This is a genomic window from Streptomyces sp. XH2, from assembly GCF_049725035.1.
Lineage (GTDB): Bacteria > Actinomycetota > Actinomycetes > Streptomycetales > Streptomycetaceae > Streptomyces > Streptomyces roseoverticillatus.
In genome coordinates, this window is sequence record NZ_JBMMMZ010000006.1 from 105,947 (window position 1) to 127,148 (window position 21,202).

General features: G+C 74.4%; 10 protein-coding genes, 1 tRNA gene and 1 pseudogene. 4 read left to right on the forward strand and 8 right to left on the reverse strand.

What is annotated here, in order from left to right:
* Nucleotides 1–6: 6 nt before the first annotated feature.
* A complete protein-coding gene (polX, locus tag ACOTKD_RS13825; protein ID WP_424889215.1) occupies nt 7–1,728 on the reverse strand; it encodes a DNA polymerase/3'-5' exonuclease PolX in 1,722 nt (573 codons plus the stop codon).
* 112 nt (nt 1,729–1,840) lie between these two features.
* Between polX and ACOTKD_RS13830 the strand changes: the two are divergent.
* Together ACOTKD_RS13830 and ACOTKD_RS13835 are read left to right on the forward strand one after the other, a co-directional pair.
* A pseudogene (locus ACOTKD_RS13830) lies at nt 1,841–2,797 on the forward strand (PHP domain-containing protein); the annotation flags it as partial.
* Nucleotides 2,798–3,204: 407 nt separating this feature from the next.
* Nucleotides 3,205–3,756, forward strand: a complete 552-nt coding sequence (locus ACOTKD_RS13835) for a TerD family protein (protein ID WP_424889216.1) — start codon at nt 3,205–3,207, stop codon at nt 3,754–3,756.
* A gap of 18 nt (nt 3,757–3,774) precedes the next feature.
* On the opposite strand, the gene ACOTKD_RS13840 is transcribed toward ACOTKD_RS13835, so the two are convergent.
* Together ACOTKD_RS13840 and ACOTKD_RS13845 are read right to left on the reverse strand one after the other, a co-directional pair.
* Nucleotides 3,775–4,995 (reverse strand): serine hydrolase domain-containing protein, encoded by a 1,221-nt coding sequence (locus ACOTKD_RS13840; protein ID WP_424889217.1) that lies wholly within the window; start codon nt 4,993–4,995, stop codon nt 3,775–3,777.
* Between the two features lie 71 nt (nt 4,996–5,066).
* A complete protein-coding gene (locus ACOTKD_RS13845) occupies nt 5,067–6,872 on the reverse strand; it encodes an ABC transporter ATP-binding protein (protein WP_424889469.1) in 1,806 nt (601 codons plus the stop codon).
* 405 nt (nt 6,873–7,277) lie between these two features.
* Here ACOTKD_RS13845 and ACOTKD_RS13850 point away from each other — a divergent pair, with 405 nt between their 5' ends.
* Entirely contained in the window at nt 7,278–8,270 is a 993-nt protein-coding gene (locus ACOTKD_RS13850; protein WP_424889218.1) for a trypsin-like serine peptidase, read from the forward strand.
* Nucleotides 8,271–8,329: 59 nt separating this feature from the next.
* On the opposite strand, the gene ACOTKD_RS13855 is transcribed toward ACOTKD_RS13850, so the two are convergent.
* The 3 genes from ACOTKD_RS13855 to ACOTKD_RS13865 all read right to left on the reverse strand — a co-directional run bounded on the left by ACOTKD_RS13855 (nt 8,330) and on the right by ACOTKD_RS13865 (nt 10,245).
* A tRNA-Lys gene (locus ACOTKD_RS13855) sits at nt 8,330–8,403 on the reverse strand.
* A gap of 10 nt (nt 8,404–8,413) precedes the next feature.
* Nucleotides 8,414–8,821 (reverse strand): septal ring lytic transglycosylase RlpA family protein, encoded by a 408-nt coding sequence (locus ACOTKD_RS13860; protein WP_424889219.1) that lies wholly within the window; start codon nt 8,819–8,821, stop codon nt 8,414–8,416.
* Nucleotides 8,818–10,245: a condensation domain-containing protein gene (locus ACOTKD_RS13865; protein WP_424889220.1), complete on the reverse strand. Its 1,428-nt coding sequence runs from the start codon at nt 10,243–10,245 to the stop codon at nt 8,818–8,820. The genes ACOTKD_RS13860 and ACOTKD_RS13865 overlap by 4 nt, the downstream gene beginning before the upstream one ends.
* A 168-nt stretch (nt 10,246–10,413) precedes the next feature.
* On the opposite strand from ACOTKD_RS13865, the gene ACOTKD_RS13870 reads away from it, so the two are divergent.
* Nucleotides 10,414–11,286, forward strand: a complete 873-nt coding sequence (locus ACOTKD_RS13870) for an NmrA family NAD(P)-binding protein (protein WP_424889221.1) — start codon at nt 10,414–10,416, stop codon at nt 11,284–11,286.
* 8 nt (nt 11,287–11,294) lie between these two features.
* Here ACOTKD_RS13870 and ACOTKD_RS13875 read toward each other — a convergent pair whose 3' ends face one another.
* Together ACOTKD_RS13875 and ACOTKD_RS13880 are read right to left on the reverse strand one after the other, a co-directional pair.
* Nucleotides 11,295–13,583 (reverse strand): MMPL family transporter, encoded by a 2,289-nt coding sequence (locus ACOTKD_RS13875; protein ID WP_424889222.1) that lies wholly within the window; start codon nt 13,581–13,583, stop codon nt 11,295–11,297.
* Nucleotides 13,577–21,163: an SDR family NAD(P)-dependent oxidoreductase gene (locus tag ACOTKD_RS13880; protein WP_424889223.1), complete on the reverse strand. Its 7,587-nt coding sequence runs from the start codon at nt 21,161–21,163 to the stop codon at nt 13,577–13,579. The genes ACOTKD_RS13875 and ACOTKD_RS13880 overlap by 7 nt, the downstream gene beginning before the upstream one ends.
* Nucleotides 21,164–21,202: the final 39 nt, after the last annotated feature.

The window sequence follows — 21,202 nt, forward strand, 5'->3', positions numbered from 1 at the left end:
GCAGGGTCAGCGGCTGGTGCGGAGGAACCGGCGCAGCTTCTGCAACGGCCACGTGTTGATCACATCGTCTTTGGTCAACCATCCGCGCTGTGCCGTCCCGACCCCGTACCGCATGTAAGGCAGGTGCATCACCGAGTGGGCATCGGTGTTGATCGAGAACTTCACTCCGTGGCGCCTGGCCCGAAGGATGTCCTCGTCACCTAGGTCCAGCCGTTCCGGGTGCGCGTTGATCTCCAGCGCGGTGCCCGTCCGCGCGCAGGCGGCGAACACCTCGTCGAAGTCAGCGTCTATCCCTGGGCGCTTGCCCAGCAACCGGGTAGTGGGGTGCCCGATGATGCTCACGGCCGGGTTCTCACAGGCCCGGACGAGCCGGCGAGTCTGCTCTGTGCGGTTCTGCTTGAAGTGGTCATGCACCGAGGCAACGCACAGGTCGAACCCCGCTAGGAACTCTTCCGGCCAGTCCACATCCCCATCCGGACCGATATTCAGCTCCGTGCCGTGCAGGAGCCGCATCTTGCGGTGCTTGCCGTCCAGCTTCCGTATCTGTTCCCGCTGAGCGAGCATCTTCGCATCGGTCATCCGCTGCATGTACAGGTTGGGCGCGTGATCCGTGATCGCGTAATACGCGTAACCCCGCTCAGCAGCGGCCGCGATCATGTCTTTCAGGGATGCTAGTCCGTCCGTGAGATCTGTGTGGGTGTGCAGGTCGCCCCGGATATCGGCCTCTTCGATCAACGTCGGCAGCTCGTCCCGGAGGCCGGCCGCTACCTCCCCACGGTCCTCGCGCAGGGTGGGCGGTATCCACGGGAGGCCGAGCTTGGCGTAGATTGCCTCTTCGGTCTCGGAAGTGATCTTCTTGCCGCTCTTGCCGTAGAACAGGCCGTACTCCGAGAGCTTCCAGCCCTGCCTGACGGCGATTTCTCGTATCCGAATGTTGTGGGGCTTTGAGCCTGTGAAGTACAGCAGCCCCGCGCCCCACGCGTCGGGCGGCAGCACCCGCAGGTCAATCTGGAGCCCGTCGACGGTGCGGACGGAGGTCTTCTTCGCGCCGTGCGCGATGACCTCGGCGGTGTACGGGAGGGCGGCGATCGCCTCCATGAACGGGCCCGAGCGGGCGGCCGCGACGAGGACGTCGATGTCGCCGATGGTCTCCCGCATACGGCGCAGCGACCCGGCGAAGGCACAGCGCTCGCAGCCGTCGACCCGCGAGAGGTCGGCGACGATCCGCTCGGCAGCGTCCGAGGCGGCGGACAGCAGGATCCGGCCGCCGGCCTTCTTCATCAGCTCGATGCCGTGCAGGATGTTCTGCTCAGTCTTCTCGCCGAACCCCTTGAGGTCACGCAGCCGCTCCTGGTGGATGGCGTCGAGGAGTCCGTCGACGGAGGAGACGCCCAGCTCCTCGTAGAGGACGAGGGCCTTGTGGGGGCCCAGGGTCGGGATGGTGAGCAGCTCGCGGACGCCCGGCGGCACGGACGTGCGGGTCTCCTCGAAGGCGGCGACCCGGCCGGTGCCCAGGAACTCGACGACCTTCTCGGCGATCGACTTGCCGACATTGGGGATCTCGCGCAGGCCGTCGATGTCGAGCTTCGAGACGTCGGAGGGGTGGCCGCCGATGGCGCGGGCGGCCTTCTCGTAGGCACGGGCCTTGAAGGCGTCGCCGCCCGTGATGGCGACGAGATCGGCGTACTCCTGGAGCACCGCCGCGACCTCTTCGTTGGGCCGGGCCATGGTTTCAGCGTGCCATCGGAGCGGTCGCGGGGCGAGCCGGGCAGAGCCCCCACCCGGTCCGCCGGGTGGGGCACAGCCTCTGACCTGCGGTTATCCTAGGTGTCTGAGTGTTACCGCTACCAAGGCGCACAACATCCGCGTCCGCGAGCTCGCCGTCCGCCACAAGTACAAGCTCTCCGAGTACGGCCTCTTCCACGTCAAGAGCGGCAAGAAGATCGTCTCGGCGACCGAGGAGGAGGTCTACGCCCGCCTGGGCCTGCCCTGGATCCCGCCCACCCTGCGGGAGGACCGCGGCGAGATCGCGGCCGGGCTGCAGGGCGAGCTGCCGGAGCTGGTGACCGAGGACGACATCCGCGGCGACCTGCACACCCACACCGACCTCACCGACGGCGTGGCCCCGCTGGAGGAGATGGTGGCCGCGGCCGCCGGGCGCGGGTACTCGTACTACGCCGTCACGGACCACGCCCCGAACCTCTCCATGCAGCGCATGACGGACGCCAAGATCCTCGCCCAGCGGGAGCAGGTCCGGGCCCTGGACGGCAAGCACCGCAGGATGCACCTGCTGCACGGCACGGAGCTGAACATCGGCCCCGACGGCGACCTGGACTGGCCGGACGGGTTCCTCGCGGAGTTCGACCTGTGCGTGGCCTCCGTCCACTCCCACTTCAACCAGACCCGGGACGAACTGACCCGGCGTCTGATCCGCGCCTGCGAGAACCCCCACGTGGCGATCATCGGCCACCCCACGACCCGCCGGATCGGCAAGCGCCCCGGCATCGACGCCGACTTCGACGCGGTCTTCGAGGCCTGCGCCCGCACCGGCACGGCCCTGGAGATCAACTCCCACCCGCAGCGGCTGGACCTGTGCGACGAGGACATCCTCCGGGCGAAACGGTACGGCGTGAAGTTCGCGGTCAGCACGGACGCCCACTCGGTGACCCACCTGCCCTACATGCGCTACGGCGTGGGCACGGCCCAGCGCGGCTGGCTGACCAAGGACGACATCATCAACACCTGGCCCCTGCAGAAACTCCGTCGCTTCCTGCGGCCCGGGGCTCGGCGGGGCTGAGTCCCGGGGGCGAGCCGCGGCTTCGGACAGCAGATCCGGCCTCCGGGGGCCGGCCCGACCGGGCCCTGCCCGAGGCTCACGGTGGCCCCCTGGCCGGCGGACGGTCAGTCCTCGTACGGGCCGACGACCTCGCCGGCTGCGGTGCGCACCAGGATGTCGGCCGGCTCCGCCGGCGGGACGGCGTGCACCGGGATCTCCTCGGGCACCGGGAGGACGCCGAGGCGGCAGTGGTGTGGGTGACGGTCGTGTGCGACGGGATCACTTCCGAGGACCGTCGAGTGCGGTGCGGGAGTGAGAACCCCGCCGGATGCCGGCCGGTCTTTGCTGTTCACCCGGGGTAGCGGCACGGACCGTTCCGGCGGCAAGGTGGAGGGGCACGAGGACGAAGGAACGGGAGGGGACGTCCGGTGAGCGGACTCAACAAGGAGACGAGCGGCAGCCTCAGCAAGGGGCTGGGCAAGGTGCAGGTGTCGCTGAAGTGGGATCCGAGCCCGCTGGGCGCGCCGGATCATGACCTCGACATCATCGCGGGAACGTACAGCGCGGAGGATCCGCGCGGAAAAGCCGCCTATCTCGTGCACTTCGACCGCCGGTTGTCGCCCGACGGCACCATCAACCTCAACCGTGACAGCCGCACCGGCGCGGGCTTCGGGGACGACGAGGTGATGACGCTGGAGCTCGACCGGCTCTCGTCCTCGTACGCCCGCGTCGTCGTGGGGGTGGTCGTCCAGCAGAACGGCGGGCGCAAGACCTTCGGGGACGTGCCCAACACCGGGGTGCGGGTCGTCGAGGGGTACACCGAGCTGGTCGTGGACGACTTCGCCGGGGTCGCCGGGGCCACGGCGGCGACGGTGGTGGAGTTCGTGCGCGACAGCAGGGGCGTGTGGGAGTGCCGGCGCGCCGTTCGGGGGTTCGACGCGGATCCGGAGACGTTCGCCGCGGTGATGGGCGGCGCGTGACCCGGGAGTTCTGCCCGGCTATGTCGCGGCCGGGCAGAACTCCGCCTTGATCACGTCACCGGCGGCGCTGGTGTCGCCCAGGGTGTCGGTGTTGAAGTGGTAGACGAGGCTGCGCCGGGTGTCCGCGGAGACGTAGGCGACGCTCTGGGTGCCGACGAAGAAGCCGGTGTGGCCCCACAGCTCCGTGCCGCAGAGTGTGAAGTGGAAGAGCCCGAGGCCGTATTCCACGCCCGGGTCCTCGCCGGTGGGGACGGTCGTCTTCAGCTCCCGCTGCTGGGCCGGCGGCAGCAGCCTGCCCCGCAGCAGGGCGGTGAGGAAGCGGTCGAGGTCGGCGGGGGTGGTGATCAGGTCGCCGGTGCCCCGGATCAGCGACGGGTCGAGGTCGGTGACGTCGTGCATCCTGCGGTCCGGGTCGTCGGAGAACCAGCTGTAGCTGCGTCCGGCGGGGGCCGGGAGCGTGCGCTTGTGGCGCGGCAGGAGGGTTCCGTGCAGGCCGAGCGGCGCGATGATGCGGCGCTCCACCTCCTCCTCGTAGGACCGGCCGGTCGCCTTCTCCATCACGAGGGCGGCGAGGACGTAGCCGGTGGGGCTGTAGGAGTGGCGGGTGCCGGGCGGGAAGTCCGGGGCGTGGGCCGTCGCGGTCCGCACGATCTGCTCGGGCGTCCAGCTGTCGTAGCGGTGCTGCAGGAACGCGGTGGTGGTGAGGTTCCGCAGGACTTCGGGGTCTGCGGTGTAGTCGTGGATTCCGCTGGTGTGGTTGAGGAGCTGGCGCAGGGTGATCCTGCGGCCGTCGTTGCCGTGGCCGCGGACCAGGCCGGGCAGCCACTTCTCGACGGTGTCGTCGAGCGTGAGCCGGTGCTCGGCCTCCAGTTGGAGGAGGACGGTCGAGACGAAGGGTTTGACGATGCTGCCGGCGCGGAAGTGCTCCCCGGGCAGCCTGGGGCGCCGGGTGTGCAGGTCGGCGACGCCTGCGGTGCCGTGCCAGGTGCCGCGCGGGCCGCGGGCGAGGGCGATGACGCCGGGGACGCCCGCCTTGACGGCGGCGTCCATGGCGGCCCGGGTGCGCTCGTGCCCACCGCCGGGCGCGACGGACCCGGCCGGCCCGCCAGGGAGGGCATGGAGGGCGGCGCCTGCCGGGGCAGGAGCCAGCAGCGCGGCCCCTGCCGTCGCGGCGGCGGTCAGGAGCGCGGCCAGTGCGGCTCTCACCGTGCGGCCCTTCCTCGGCGGACGCTTCGTCATGACAGCCCTCCTTGTGCGGGGGTCGGCGGTTCCGGCGCGGGTACGGCTGTGGTGCAGGCGGTGCGGGGCGGTCAGCGCACGGCGGGGTCCGCCTTCTCGTGCGCCGCGGGGACGCCGCGGTCGGACTGCAGGGACCACAGCTCCCGGAAGAGGCCGGGGGCCTCGACGAGCTCGGCGAAGGTGCCCTGCTGGATGACCCGTCCGTGGTCGAGGACCACGATGCGGTCGGCGACGGCCACGTTGGCCAGGCGGTGGGTGACGAGGACGACGGCCCGCTCCTGGGCGACCTTGCGCAGCCCCGCGAAGATGCGGTGCTCGGCCCGGGCGTCCAGGGCGCTGGTGGGTTCGTCCATGACGAGCAGGCCGGCCGGGCGGTGGAAGGCGCGGGCGATGGCGATGCGCTGCCACTGGCCGCCGGAGAGCTCCACCCCGCCGAACCACTCGCGGGCGAGGAGGGTGTCGAGCCCGCTGCGGAGCTCCTTGACGACTTCGTCGGCGCCGGCGTGCGCGGCCGCTTCGAGGATGACGCCGTCCCCTTCGTGGGCCTGCCCGAGGGTGATGTTGTCGCGGGCGGACAGGGGCCAGCGGGCGAAGTCCTGCGGGACGACGGCGGTCTGCCGCCACAGCGCCTGCGGGGCGAACTCGCCCGTGCCGACTCCGTCCCAGGTGACCTTGCCGCCGGTGGGCAGGTAGAGGCCGGTCAGGAGCTTGCTGAGGGTGGTCTTGCCCGAGCCGTTCTCCCCCACCAGGGCCAGGACCTCGCCGCGCTGCACCTCCAGGCTGACGTCCTGCAGTGCCGGGCGGTCCGAGCCGGGGTAGCAGAAGGTGAGGGACTCGGCCCGGACGGCCCGGGGCGGCGCGGGGGCGAGGGTGCCGCGCTGCATCCGGTGGCCGCCGGCCTCGTCGATGAACTCGGCCCAGTCGTCGAGGTAGAGGCCGGTGCGGAAGAGGCGCGCGCCGTAGCCGACCATGCCCCGCAGGGACGAGCCGACCGAGCGCAGGGCGAAGACCGCCGTGCCGGCCGAGGCGAGCGACATGCGGCCCGTGCCGAGCAGGAGGGCGAGCGCCCCCCATACGAGGCCGGAGGCGATCCCGCCGGCCACGGCGCCGGCGAGGGCGTAGCGGGTGCCCTGGTGGACGGCCCGGTCGGTGGCGGTGTGGATGCGGTCGCCGACCTGGCGGTAGCGGCCGAGGAGGAATCCGGCCATGGTGCCCGAGCGCAGCTGGTCGGCGAAGATCTTGTCGGTGACGTGCCAGCGCAGGTGGCTGAGCACCCGGCGGTCCGCGCTCAGCGCGCGGGAGGTCTGGTAGTGGACCCGGGCGGCCTTCACGCTCGCGATGCCCTGCGGGAGGGTGGCCAGCAGCAGGAGCGGCAGCAGGAGCGGGTGCAGGAGCGTGACCACGCCGGCCGCGGCGACGAGCGAGGCGAGGCAGGCCATGAGGTCCTGGGACTCGGTCAGCAGGTCCTGCGCGACGTCGGCGCCGCGGTCCGCGGCCTCGCGCTTGTCGTTGAAGCCGGGGTGGTCGTAGGCCGCGAGCTCGGCGTTGATCGCCGCGTCCAGCATCTGCAGCTCGGCCTCGCGGGAGATCCGGGGGGCCAGCCGGCTGGAGATGTTGCTGACGGCGATGGCGAGCAGGGCCCGGGTCCCGGCGGCGCCGGCGAGGAGGCCGATGGAGGGCAGGGCGTCCACGAGCCGGTCCTGCATGTGGCCCGAGGTGATGAGGGCGGTGATGGTGCTGCTGGTGGCGAGGAGGCCGAAGGCCTCGAAGGCGCCGGACAGCAGCTGGCAGGCGAGGAGGGCGAGGACGGCGCGTCTGTCCACGCGCCAGGCGAGGCCCAGCGCCTTGCGGACGAGCCGGGGCAGGCGCCGGCCCATCGCGCGGGCGGTGAGCGGGCTCTTCTGGAAGGCGGTCAGGGTCGGGGAACGGAAGCGTAATTCCTCATGTACCTCGGTGGTCTCGGCGGACAACGTGAATCCCCTTGGTTGCGGGTGGTGACGGCCGGTTTCGGACGGTGATCGTCTGCACGATGACGCATGGCGCGAACGCGATACGGGTGAACGCCCTTAATCCACTCGAACGTGGTCTTTCTGACCGGTCGTCACATCCGGCGAACACCTCACTCTTGACGCGCCCCTGTCAATAGTTGGGTTCTCGTGGCACCCTGCCCCACGCACCCCCGCTCAGCCCGCTCGCCGCCAACTCGCCGTATCCGCACCGCAGAAGGGCGTACGCGCAGAAGAACGTACGCGCAGCAGGAAGTACGCGTGGAAGGAGTACGCGTGAGACGATCCCGACGTACGACCGCAGGTGTGCTGCTGGCCGCCTGCGCCCTGGTCACCGCGGGCACGCAGGCCGCGGCGGCCGGAACCGCCCCGGGCCGGGCCGCGGCGCCCGCCGTGCACACCGCGGCCGCCGCCCCGGCCGACCAGCAGGCCGTCAGCGACTACTGGACCCCCGAGCGGATGCGCGCGGCCGCGCCGCTCGACCTGCCCGCGGCGGCCCCCGGCACGCTCTCCGCCTCCGCTCCGGCCGCCCGGGGCGAGGTCCGCACGGTAGCCGCCACCGCCCCGGCGGCCGGCACCCTCGCGTCCTTCCCCCAGCAGGGCGGGCCGTGGACCGGCGGGGGCGCCGTCACGAAGACCTCGGGCCGGGTGTTCTTCACCATGCAGGGCCGCAACGCCTCCTGCTCGGGCGACGCCGTCACCAGCCGCAACGGCAGCACCGTGATCACGGCCGGGCACTGCGTCAAATACCAGGGCAACTGGCACACCAACTGGACCTTCGTCCCCGGCTACCACGACGGGCAGAAGCCCTACGGCACCTGGGCGGCCACCAAGACGCTCTCCACGCCCCAGTGGACGGCCAGTGAGGACATGAACTACGACATCGGCGCCGCGGTCGTCGCCCCGCTCGACGGCAAGCGGCTCGGCGACGCCGTGGGCGGTCAGGGCCTGCGGTTCAACGGCGACTACAACAAGCCCATGTACGCCTTCGGGTTCCCCGCGGCGGCCCCGTACGACGGCACCAAGCTCATCCACTGCAGCGGGAACTCCACCAAGGACTTCCTGCTCACCAAGGACCACGGGCTGAGCTGCAACATGACCGGCGGCTCCAGCGGCGGGCCCTGGTTCGCGTCGTTCGACGAGGCCACCGGCACCGGCCTGCAGGCCTCGGTGAACAGCTTCGGGTACACGTTCCTGCCGAACACGATGTTCGGACCGTACTTCGGCAACGAGGCCCAGGACCTCTACGAGCAGGCGCAGACGAGCTGACCGGTGCGCCCGGACAGCGGAAGAGGCCCCCGCCATCCGGCGGGGGCCTCGCTCTCCAGTGCGCCACCAGGGACTCGAACCCCGGACCTGCTGATTAAGAGTCAGCCGCTCTAACCAACTGAGCTAGCGGCGCGAAAGGAATACTACCGTACGAGTGACGGTGCCAGATTCACCCGTACGAGTCCCTCGCTGAGGGCGGCGATCTCACCGAACGCACCCCGGGTCAGATCGATGCAGCGGCGCGCGTCACGCGGCCCCCTGTCGTTGATCCGCACCATGACCGAATCCCCCGTCCCGGCGTTCGTGACCCGCACGCGGGTCCCGAACGGCAGGTCGCGGCTCGCGGCCGTCATCGCCTCCGGGTCGAACGGCTCGCCGCTGGCGGTGGGCCAGCCGTCGAGCCGCTCCTCCGGTGCGCCGTACCACGACGCGATGCAACTGCGCGGGAGGGCGTCGCCGCCGGCCCGGGCCGGCAGGGCCGCGGCAGGGGTCAGCGCCGCGGCGAGCGCGACGACGGCCGTGGTGCGTCCGGGCGGCCGGAGACGCGTCACCGAGCCTGCGCTCCGGTGACCGGGCCACAGGTGACCAGTTCCCGCCGCGCCACGGCGACGATGAGCTCCCGCAGCCGCTCGACGCACAGCCGCATGTTCTTGTAGGCGGCATCGGTGTCCGGATGCCGGGCGGCGAACTGCAGGCCCTCGTGGAGCCTGGTGATCCACGCGCACACCTGGTCGCCGTAGGACACCCGGACCAGCCCGTACGCCTTGAGCTCCTGCCACCGCTCCGACCCCGGCATGCCGCGCGTGTCGACGAACGACATGATCGAGTACAGGTCCGGGGACGTGGGCCGGAAGTCGGAGCCCAGCAGGTGGAGGACGCGGGCGATGGGCATCCGTGCCAGCAGCCTGTTCTCCCGCAGCGCGGCCCGGACCATCTCCAGCGCACCGTCGAAGTCCGTCGCCCGCGCCACGGGAACCTCGATCGGCGCGCCGCCCACGTACCAGCCCACCGAGTCCGACCACTGGGACTTCGCCCTGGTGTGGAACGGCACGACCGTGCGGTACACCTGCACTCCGCCGATCTCGCGCACGATGAGGCCGACGGCCGCGAGGAGGCCCACCTGGCTTCCGCCGTACGGGCGGCAGTACGCCTCGAAGGCGGCCGCGTCCGCGTCGTCCACGAGCATCTCGTGCAGCAACTTCTGGGTCGGCAGCGGCCCTTCGGGGTCGAGGCCGAGGTCGACGGGGAAGTTCGGCAGCTTCCCGTCGCACCGGGCGATGAACTCCCGCCAGCGGGCCACGATCGCGTGCGTGTCGTCGATCCGGTCGGCGTCCGTGCGCTCGGTCGCGCAGAAGTCGACGTAGCTGGCGGCCGGTGCCGCGTCCACGGCCCGTCCGGCGAGGGCGGCGGCGTAGAGCTCGTGGATCTCGGCGGTGATGCGCTGGATCGAGTACGAGTCGACGTTGCTGTGGTCGAAGGCCATGTAGACGCTGGTGCCGTCGTCCCGGACGACGGCCGCGAAGATGAAGTTCGGCCAGCTGAGCGCGTCCGCCGCGGCGTCGAAGCGGTCCTGCAGGTACCGGGTCAGCGTCTCCGCGTCGGAGAAGTGACCCACGTCCTCGCGGTGCAGCACGACGGCACCGGCGTCCAGCGTGAAGCGCCGCATCTCGTCGCCCGCCCAGCGGAAGCCGCTGCGCAGCGTCTCGTGACGAAGTGTCCAGGCCCGCAGCGCGACTTGGAGGACGTCGAGATCGACTTCGCCCGGGATGTCGAAGGCCGTGCCGAGCCAGGTCGGCACGAACAGGCCGTCCCGGCGCACCGATCGCGCCGTCCGCACGTGGGACTCCTGCACGTACGCGGGCGGACGGCAGTCGTCCGGCAGCTCCAGCGCGGCCTCGACGGCCGTCCGGTGCAGGGTCCACTCCACGAGCCGGCCGGGCCGGATCTCGCACCGCTGGATGTCGGTCACTCGCACGGGTCTCTCCGTTCGCATGCCCCCGGGATGGCTAATGCCGGATCAACGAGCGGACGCACCCGAGGAAACGCCGGCGCGGAAGCCGGAGGGGACCGGCCACCGGGAATGCGGTGGAACCGGGGGCCGTTGGGCGGGAGGGAACCTTGATCGCGTGCGCGGAGGAGAGCCATGACCATTCTGGTCACCACACCGAACGGCACGGTGGGTCGCTACGTGACCGAAGCGCTGCGCGACCGGAGCGACGTGCGCTTCCTCGTCCGGTCCCGGGCGGGCGCCGAGGCGCTCGGCAGGGTCCGGGGCGAGGTCGTCCGAGGGAGCGCCACGGACGCGGCCGACGCCCGGCGGGCGGTCGCCGGCGTGGACCGGCTCTATCTCGCGCACCCCTTCGCCGAGGACCAGGTGGCCGCCGAGACGGCCCTGGGCGCGGCCGCCGCCGAGGCCGGCGTGCACCGGATCGTCAAGCTCGGCGCCCGCCGTTTCGCCGGCCCCGGATGCGTTCCGGACGCGGTCACCGGCGTCCACGACACGATCGCCGAGCGGCTGCGGAGCGCCGGTGTCCGGGAGCTGACCGTGCTGCAGCCCGACCGCTTCCTGCAGAACTTCCTCCCGGCAGCGGCGTCGATCGCCGGGGGAACGCTGCCCGACCCGGCCGGCCCGGGCGCCCGGGGCTACGTGGACGCCCGGGACATCGCGGAGGTCGCGGTCGCCGAGCTCCTGGCCGCGCGCCCGGTCGGCGGTGAGATCGAGGTCAGCGGGCCCGAGGCGCTGACGCTGCCGGAGCTCTGCGACCGGTTCGGCGCCGTGCTGAACAGGCCGGTGCGGTACGCCGACGTGCCGCTCGACGGCGCGTGGCGGGCGGCGCTCGCGGACCGCGGAGTCACGCCGCAGGTCATCGACGGCCTGCAGGGACTGTACGCGAACTACCGCCGGGAGGGTGTGGCCCGTCTCGGCGACGGCGTGCAGCGCGTGCTCGGCCGCGCGCCCCGCTCGGCCGGGGACTTCGCGGCGGACCTGCTCGTGCCTGCTCTGCACGGTGCCTGACGCCGGGTTCAGGAGAGCTCGGAAGGGGACGGCTCCGGCAGCGCGGGGCGCGCTCCGCGCCGGGGCAGGGCCGGCAGCCACCAGTTGGCGCGGCCGGCCAGTCGCATCACGGCGGGCACGAGGAGCGGACGGATCGCCACCGTGTCCAGGACGACCGACAGGGCGGTCGTGACGGCGAGGAGCTTCACGAGGGCGACCTCGGCCGTGGCCAGGGCGAGCAGGACGACCAGGACGAGGGCGGCGGAGGCGGTGAACAGGGGGCCCGCCGCCCGGAGTCCCGCGGCCGTGGCCCGCACGGTGTCGCCGGTGCGGGCGTGGGCCTCGCCGATCCGGGCCAGCAGCAGGATCTCGTAGTCCAGGGACAGCCCGAAGGCGAGGCAGAACGTGATCACGGGCACGACGATGCTGATCGTGCCCGTGGTCGTGAAGTCGCCGACCAGCCACCTCAGGTGGCCCTGCTGGAAGACGAACACCATGGCGCCGAACGACGCGGTCAGGCTGAGGAGGTTGACCGCGAGCGCCTTCAGCGGCAGGAACACGCTCCGGGTGAACGCGAGGAGCAGCAGGAACGTGGCAGTGGCCATCGCGCCCAGGGCCCACGGCAGCCGTTGCGCGAGCACGTCGCGGGCGTCCCGGAACTGCGCCGTCGGTCCGCCGGCGAGGACCGGGGCGGGCGCCCGGGTCGCCCGCAGCTTGCCGACGAGCGCGGCGGACTCCGGGGCGTAGGGGCCGGCCGTGCCGCTGACCGCGAGCCAGGTGCCGGCGGGCGAGGTGAAGTTCCGCAGGGCCGGGCAGCCCGGCAGGGCACCCGGCGCGGGGGCCGCCCCGGCCGCGCAGGCGAGCGGGACGTCCTGGCCCTGGACGTACGAGCCGGTCGCGGTCCGCACGGCCAGGACGCCCGGGAGGACCGACAGCCGCCGCGCGTAGGCGTCCAGCTCCGCGACCCGGCCGCGGCCGTCGGGCCGCCATCCCGGCAGGACCACTTCGACGGGGTTGCGCAGTTGGGGGAAGCCGTCGCGCAGTTCGCGGGTGGCCCGCACCTCGGGGGCGTCGCGGGGCAGCACCCGGTCGTCGCTGAAGCCGAAGGCGACCTGGCGGAAGGGGAGCGCGAGAATGAGCAGGGCCCCTGCGGTGACGGCCGTGACCAGCAGCGGACGGCGCATCACCCGCAGGGCCAGCCGCCGCCAGCCGTCCCCCGCCCGGTCCGGCGGGCGGCGCCACCGCGCGAACAGGTCGCCCCGGCCGATCGCCCGGGGGAAGCAGGACAGTGCCGCCGGGACGAGCAGCAGGGCCGCGGCGGCCGCGAGCAGCACCACGCTGACCCCCGCGTAGGCCATCGAGCGCAGGATGTACAGCGGGAACAGCAGCAGGCCGAGCAGGCAGAGCGCCACGGCCGCCGCCGAGACGACCACGATCCGCCCGGCCGTACGGACCGCGGCCTGCACGGCCTCTTCCGGGGGCCGCCCCGCGGCGATCTCCTCGCGGTAGCGCGCCACCAGGTAGAGGCTGTAGTCGATGGCGAGCGCGAGCCCCACCGCAACCGTGATGTTCAGCGCGAACGTCGACACTTCCGTCACGGCGGTCAGGGCGCGCAGCACGGCCAGCGTCCCGGCCACCGCGACCGCGCCCACGGCGAGCGGCAGGCAGGCCGCGGCGGCGCTCCCGAAGACGAACAGCAGGAGCAGCAAGGTGGCGGGGACGGCGAGGAGTTCGGTCCGCAGCAGATCGCGTTCGCTGTAGCGCTCCAGGGCCCGGTCGAGGACGGCGTGCCCGGTGACCTGCACCCGGAGGGGAGCGCGGGGCGCGGTGGCGGCGGGCAGGAGGCGTTCGACGGCCGCCCGTGTGCTGCGCCCGCCGCCCTCCAGGCGCACCGACACGAGCGCGGTGCGGGCGTCGGCCGAGCGCAGCGCGACGTCGTCCACGCTGCTGCCGCCGGTTCCCGCCGTGGGGCAGGAGCCGCGCGTGACGGGGCCGGTCCAGTAGGAGTCCACGCCGGTGACCCCCCGCTCGCCGCACAGGTGGCCGACGAGGGCCAGGCCCGCCGCGCGGGCCGCGGGCGCGTCGACCGAGTCCGGGGCGCGGGCCAGCAGGACGACGTCGGGCGCGCCCGCGTGGAACCGGCCGGTCAGCAGGGCCTCGGCGCGGGCCGAGGGCGAGCCGGGCGCCGTCCAGCCGCCGCCCGCCAGCCGGGCCGCCACGCCGTGGCCGAACAGCCCGCAGGCCACGGCGGCCAGCGCGGCCAGGACGAGGACCGTGCGGCACCGGCGCGCGGCGAAGCGGGCGAGGGACGTCAGCACGGCGGTGCCTGTTCCGCGGGGTCCGCGGCGGGCCCGGGCTGCGCGGGGACCTCCGGGAGGGGCGCGGCCGGGCCGGGCGCCGGGGGCCGCGGGCTGGCGGCGCCCGCGCCGGGGCCCAGCCGCAGGTGGACGATGCGCGCGATGTCGGCGGCCGTGCCGCCGCCGCGCATCAGCTCCATGGGCGGCACCCGGACGTCGAAGTGCCGGTGCAGCGTGGCGAGGAACTCGGCGGCCATGAGGGAGTCCACGCCGTACTCCTCGATGCGCCGGCCCGGGTCGATCCGTGCCGGGTCGAGGTGGAGGACGTCGGCGAGGATCCGCACCAGCTGCCCGGTGATCGTGCGCAGCGCGTCCGCGGGCGGCATCGCCGCGAGGGCGCGGACGACCTCCGCGTGGGTGCGGCCCGTCTCCTCGTCGGGTTCGGGCACGAGCTGCCGGTAGCGGGGGGCGGCGAGGCCGGGCAGGCAGGCGCGCAGGCGCGCCCAGTTGCAGCGGCCGACGCCCGCGACGTCCGTGCCGTCGCCCAGCAGCACGCCGGCCGCGTCGAACACCTCGCGCGGGGAGAGCGCCTCCAGGCCGCCGCTCTCCAGGGCGGGGGCGAGGCCGTGGCGGGCCACGTAGCCGGTGCCGCCGAGGACCCCCCAGCCCACGGCCAGGCCGGGCTCGCCGTCCCGCCGGCGCCGGCGGACCAGTGCTTCGAGGAAGAGGTTGCCCGCGGCGTAGGGGGCCTGGGTGACCTGCCCGACGCGTGCGGCGACGGAGGAGAACACCAGGAACAGCTCCAGGTCCTCCCGGCCGCGCGTGAGGGTGTCGAGCACGGCCCCGCCGGCGGCTTTGGGGGCCAGGACGGCACGGAAGCGGTCGTCGGTCAGTTCGTCCAGCGGGGCGTCGTCGAGGTGCATCGCGCAGTGCACCACGCCGCGCAGCCGGTGCCCGCTCGCGTCGATCTCCTCCACGAGCCGCCGCATGGACGGAAGGTCGGCGACGTCCGCCGCGTGGGGCACGGCCTGCACGCCGCGCCGCTCCAGGTCCGCGAGCAGCGCCTCGCAGCCCGGGGTGCGCGCCCCCCTGCGCCCGACGAGGGCCAGCCGGCGGGCGCCGTGGTCGGCGAGCCAGTGCGCGGTGGCCGCGCCGTAGCCGCCGAGGCCTCCGGTGACGAGGTACGTGGCGCCGGGGTCGAAGCGCGGGGTCCGCGCCCGGGGTTCGACCAGGACGGGCTCGTCGAGCGGGTCGAAGGAGACGACGACCTTGCCGATGTGGCGGGAGTGCTGCAGGAGCCGGAAGGCGTCCTCGGCGCGGGCGGCGGGGAAGACCGTGTGCGGCAGCGGCCGGTAGTCGCCCGCCCGGATGCGCTCCCGGACCTCGGCGAACAGCCGGGCCGCCCGCTGCGGGTCGGCCAGCAGCGCGAGGAGGTTGACGCCGAAGAACGCGAGGTCGCGCTCGAAGGGGCGCAGCAGCAGCCGGTTGTTCTCCAGGATGTCGCGCTTGCCGAGCTCGACGAAGCGGCCGCCCGGCCGGAGCAGCTCCAGGCTGCGGGAGACGGCCTCGCCGGCGAGGGAGTTGAGGACGACGTCGACGCCGCGCCCGCCGGTGAGCTCCCGCACCCGGGCGGCGAAGGCCAGGCTGCGCGAGTCCAGGACGTGCTCGACGCCCAGGGCGCGCAGCAGGTCGCGCTTGGCGGGGCTGCCGGCGGTGGCGATGACCTGCGCCCCGTGCAGGCGCGCGTACTGCAGCGCCGCGAGGCCCACGCCCCCCGCCCCGCCGTGCACGAGCACGGTCTCCCCGGCGGACAGCCCGGCCTGCCACCCCAGGCCGTAGTGGACGGTCAGGAACACCGCGGGCAGGGTGGCCGCCTCGGCGAAGCCCATCGTGCCGGGCATCGGGGCCACGGCGTCCGCGGAGGTCACCACGTGCGAGGCCAGGCAGCCGGATCCGCTGGCGAACACCCGCTCGCCCACGGCGAATCCCCTGACGCCCGGTCCGACGGCCGCGACCGTCCCCGCGCACTCCAGCCCGTACACCGCCTCGAAGCGCCCGTCGGCGGATTCCTCGCCGGCCAGGGCACCGGTGGCCAGGACCACGTCGTGGTAGTTCAGCGCGGCCGCACGCACGGCGACCAGGACCTGCCCGGGCCCGGGTGCCGGCCGCCGCGCCTCCGCCCAGGCCGGCCGGAAGGACAGTCCCGGGTCGCGGACCTCCAGGGCGAACGCGCCGACGGCCGACGAGTCCACGAGGGGCCGGGGGAACTCCCGGTCGCGCGGGACGAACCGGCCGCCGCAGCTCGTGAGGACGACCTCGGTCTCCTGCGACGGGGCGAGGAGCTCCCGGGCGAGGCGGTCGGCGTCGGCCGCCGTGTCGCCGCTGCGCGCCAGGGACACCCGGCGCGTCGTCAGCGCCGTGTGCTCGTTGCCCAGGCACTGCGCCACGCCCCAGGCGGCGGCATCGGCGGGATCAAGGGGATCGGCTCCGGGGGATCCGGGCTCCGGCAGGGCCCCGCAGGGCCGCGTCACGAGCCACAGGGAGACGCTCCCGCCGGCCCGCCGCCCGCACGCCACGGCCAGGGCGCGCAGCACGGCGCTGCGCCGCGTCGTCCGCTCCACCACGTCGCCGGTGCCGGCGGGTGCCAGCACCAGTACGATGACCGTTTCCCGGGAGAGCAGTGCGGCCCACGCGCCGGGGTCCTCGCCGGCGACGGTGGTGTGCACCTCCGCGGCGTCGGCCGCGTGCAGCACGCCCGCCGTGGCCCCCACCAGCCCGCTCTCCTCCGGGGTCTCGGCCGCCAGGACCCAGTCGGTGCCGATGCCCGCGGCGGGCAGCGCCGGGGCCCGCACCGGCAGGTCCGTACGGGCGGCCAGGAACACCGAGAAGTCCTCGCGGGCCGGGTCGGCGTCGTCACCGGTCCGCACGGTGCCCGTGAAGCCGCACCGTTCGAGCAGCGCGCTCCACTCCTCGCGGCCGAGCAGCGGGGAGCGGGGCCGCAGCCCGGTGTCCGTGCGGTGCCGGAAGCCCTCCAGCGTGCCGAAGAACGGCAGCAGGAGCAGCGGGTCGTGGCTCTCCAGCACCAGCAGCCGGCCGCCCGGGGCGGTCAGCGACGCCACCCGGTGCACGGCCGCTTCCAGATCACCGCTCGCGTGCAGCGAGTTCGCCGCGACCACCAGGTCGAAACCGCCGGCGGGCAGGTCCTGGCCCGCCGGGTCGGCGTCGACGTCGAAGGTGCGGTAGTCCACGAAGTCGTACGGGGCGAAGCGCTGCCGGGCCCGCGCGAAGAACGACGGCGACACGTCCGTGAAGAGGTAGCGGGTGCGGTCGGCCGGAAGCAGCGGCAGCAGGGCCGCGGTGAGCCCGCCGGTGCCCGCGCCGATCTCCAGCACCCGCAGCGGCCGGCCGGCCGGCAGGGCCGCCACGACCTCCCGCACCAGCGCCTGCGCGACGCGGTTGTGGAAGCGCAGCACCGGCGCCACGTCGTGGAACCGTTCGAGGGGCGATGCGGCGCCCTCGGCCCCCAGCAGGTCCAGCGGGTCGCGCGCCCCCCTCAGGACCTCGCCGAGGTGCAGGAACTGGCGTACGAGCAGGCTGAGTTCGGTGGAGTACGCTGGCTGCTCCCGCAGTGCCTCGCGCAGCATGCCGATCGCGCACCGGGGCTCGCCCTGCCGCAGCCAGCGGCCGTCCGGCTCCTGCCGCGCCAGCCCGTACTCCGTCATCGCGGCCAGCATCAGCTCCATCGCCTGCCGGTGCCTCGGCAGCATCCCGCCCGCGACCAGGTCGCCCACCGTGAACGAGCCGGACCCCTCCGGCAGGAGACCGCCGAGCGCGGCGGCGTAGGCGTGGGCCGCCGCCTCCTGCACCCGGGCGGCGTAGCGCGGGTAGCCGGCCGAGCGCCAGTCGCGGCGCAGGGCCAGGATCCGGCCCGCCGCCCGCTCGGCGAGCCGTCGCGGCGTCGGCCCGGCCAGGGGCTCCTGCGGGCCGCCGGGCGGCGGAGCGGCCCGCAGCACCGTCTCCTGACGGGTCACCGGCGTGCGCCGCACCCCGGTCAGACGGCGCATCCGGCACCCCCGGAGCTCCACGGCGACCGTGCCGTCCGCGTCGGTGAGCGCGATGTCCCAGCACACCTCCGTCGCCGTCCGCCCGCGCTCGCGCACGTGGACCGCGCCCTCGGCCGCCGGAGCGCGCCAGACGCGGACCGCGTCCATCGCCGTCGGCAAGTACGTGTGCCCCGCGAGGATCTCGTCGTCCAGCAGCGGCGCTCCGGCCTGCACCGCGCCGTCCAGCAGGGCCGGGCTGAGCTCCAGCCCGTCCAGGGGCCCGTGGTCGCCGTAGGCCGCGACGACCTCGCCCTCGCCCACCCACAGCTCCGTCAGCACCCGGAAGGACGGCCCGTAGCCGAGCCCGGCCTCACCGACCCGCCGGTAGTGCTCCTCACCGCTCACCCGGCGGCCGCAGCGGGCCCGCGCACCGGCCAGGTCCGCCGGCGCCGGGGGCCGGCCCCACCGGGCCCGCACGCGCCCGCGCGCGTGCCGGCTCTGCCCCGTGGTCTGGTCGTCCGTGCTGCTGATCAGCACCACCCCGTCCTCGGGGTCGAACGACACCTGCGTGTGCACCGTGCCCGGCTCGCCCCACGGCACGAACAACGGCCGCACGAACTCCAGGTGGTCGGCCTCCACCGCGGTGTCCAGCACCCGGCGACCCGCCGCCAGCGCCATCTCCACGTAGGCCGTCGCGGGCATCACGACGGACCCGCCGAGCCGGTGGTCCGCGGCCCACGGCAGCCGGGCCGGCTCGACGGCGCCGTGCCACACCGGCAGCGGGGCCGGCATGCGCTCGCCCAGCAGCGGGTGCTCCGTGCGGCCGTCGCCGCTGCTGCGCACCCACGACTCCGGCCCGCCGCTCCAGTGCCGTTCGCGCTGCCAGGGGTAGGCCGGCAGGGACGCCACCCGGCCCGGGCGCGGGAAGAGCGCGTCCCAGTCGGCCCGGGCCCCGGCGGCGAGCAGCCCGGCCACCGCGGTGCGCATCGCCCGCACGCCGTCGTCGCCCTTGCGCAGCGTACGGGCCACCGCCCGCGGCCCGGGCGCCGGATGACCGGCGGTGATGCGGCGCAGGTAGCTCTGCAGGACCGGCTGCGGGCCGATCTCCAGGAAGATGTCGGCGCCCTGTTCCAGGGCCCCCTCGACGGCGTCGGAGAACAGCACCGGCTCGCGGACGTTGCGCCACCAGTAGTCCGCGTCCAGCTCGGGCCCCTCCAGCGGCTTGCCCGTGACGGTGGACAGCAGCGGCACCTGCACGGGGGAGGGGACCAGCCCGTCGAGGGCGGCGTGCAGGGGAGCGCGCAGCGCATCCATGGCCGCGCTGTGGAACGCGTGGTCCAGGTCGAGTTCGGCGCACACCACGCCCCGCCCCGCCAGGTCGCCCAGCAGCCGGTACAGCTGCTTCTGCGGCCCCGCGACCGTCACGTCCCGGCGGGAGTTGACCCCCGCCACCTCCAGCCCCGGATACCCGGCCAGCAACTCCCCGGCCTGCTCGCGGGACATGCCCACGGCCGCCATCCGCCCGCAGCCCGCCAGCGGCGCCTGCGCACGGCTGCGTTCGGCGATCACCCACGCCGCCTCGCCGAGCCCGAGCGCCCCGGCCGCGTGCGCGGCCGCCACCTCGCCGACGCTGTGGCCCAGCACGGCCGACGGCGTGATGCCGTGGGCGCGGAGCACGGCCACCAGACCGGTCTGCAGCGCGAACAGCAGCGGCTGGGCCACCTCCGTGGCCCGCAGGCGCTCGGGCGAGGACTCGGCGAGCTCCTTGACCACCGACCACCCCACGCGCGGCGCGAGCTCCTCGTCCACGGCCTCGACCGCCGACCGGAAGACGGGGTCCGCCAGCAGGTCGGCCCCCATGCCCGCCCACTGGGCCCCGTTGCCGCAGAACGCGAACGCGATCCGGCCGTGCCGGACCGCCTCCCCCGTGACCGCTTCCACGGCCGGCACCGCCGCCGGCGACTGCGGGGGGAGCGCGGCGCGCGGGGCGAGCCGCGCCAGCGCCTGCGCGGCCTCCCGCGGGCCGCCCGCCACCACCGCCGCGCGCAACGGGTGCTTCCCGCGGCGCGCGCAACTGGTGTGCGCGAGATCGTAGAAGTCGTCCGGCCGCGCCCGCGCCAGCTGCTCCGCGGCCCGCGCCGCCGCCTGCGCCAGCGCCTCGGGCGTCCGCGCGGAGACCAGGAACGGCAGCGTCCGCGGACGGGTCCCCGCCCGCCGGGCACGCGGCGGGGGCGGCGGCGCGGCGGCGACCACCGCGTGGGCGTTCGCGCCCCCGAAGCCGAACGAGTTGACGCCCACCACCGGCCGCCCCGCGTCGCCGTCGACCGGCCGCGCCTCCGTGGCCGGGGCCAGCCCCAGGCCCGCGAAGTCGATCCCCGGACTGAGCGGCAGGGCGTGCAGCGTGGCCGGGATCCTGCGGTGCCGCAGCACCAGGAGCGCCTTGAGCAGCCCGGCCATTCCCGAAGCCGGCTCCAGATGACCCAGGTTGGACTTGACCGAACCCACCGGCAGCGCCCCCCGCCGGCGCCGCGTCCCCAGCGCCCGGCCGACGGCCTCGCACTCGGCCGGGTCCCCGGCGGGGGTCCCGGTCCCGTGCGCCTCCAGGTAGACCACCTCGTCGGGATCCACGCCGGCCTGCGCGTACACCGACGTCAACAGGGCCTCCTGCGCCCGCGGGTTCGGCAGCGACAGCCCCGCCGTCCGGCCGTCGCTGCCCACGGCCGTCGCCAGGATCACCCCGTGGACGCGGTCCCCGTCGGCCAGCGCGTCCCGCAGCAGCTTCAGGACCACCACCCCGCCGCCCTCCGCCCGCACATAGCCGTCGGCCGCGGCGGAGAACGCCGCGCACCTCCCGCGCGGCGACAGCATCGACGCCTGGGAGAACCCGACGAACGGATAGGGGCTGAGCAGGACGTTGACGCCCGCGGACACGGCCGTGCGGCTGGTGCCCTCGCGCAGCGTGCGGCAGGCCCGGTCCAGCGCCACCAGCGCCGAGGAGCACGCGGTGTCGACGGCCATGCTCGGGCCGCGCAGGTCGAAGGCGTACGAGACCCGGTTCGCCGCGATCGACGCCGCGCCGCCCGCCATGGTGTAGGCGTCGACGCCCTCGATCCGCAGCATCTGCTGCGCGCCGTAGGAGGTGTCGGAGATCCCCACGAACACGGCGGTGTCCGAACCGGCCAGCGCCGCCGGGTCGATCGCGGCGTCGTCGAGGGCCTCGGCCGTCAGCTCCAGCAGCAGCCGCTGCTGGGGGTCCATCTGCGCCGCTTCCCTGGGCGAGATGCCGAAGTAGTCCGCGTCGAAGCCCGCGATGTCGTCCAGGAACCCGCCCGCCGCCGTACGGCTCTTGCCGGGCCGCGGCGCCGACGGGTCCACGAAGCGGGCCGTCTCGAAACGGTCCTCCGGCACCCGCGTGATCAGGTCCCGGCCCTGCTCCAGGGCCTCCCACAGCGCCGCCAGGTCGCCGATGCCGCCGGGCAGCCGGCAGGCCGCCCCGACGACGGCCACGGCCCGGTCGTTCTCCGCCGAGTCCTCTGAGCCCTCCGGATGCACGCGCACGACCTTTCCTGGCGGACCGGGCTCTCGGGTGAGCCCGCA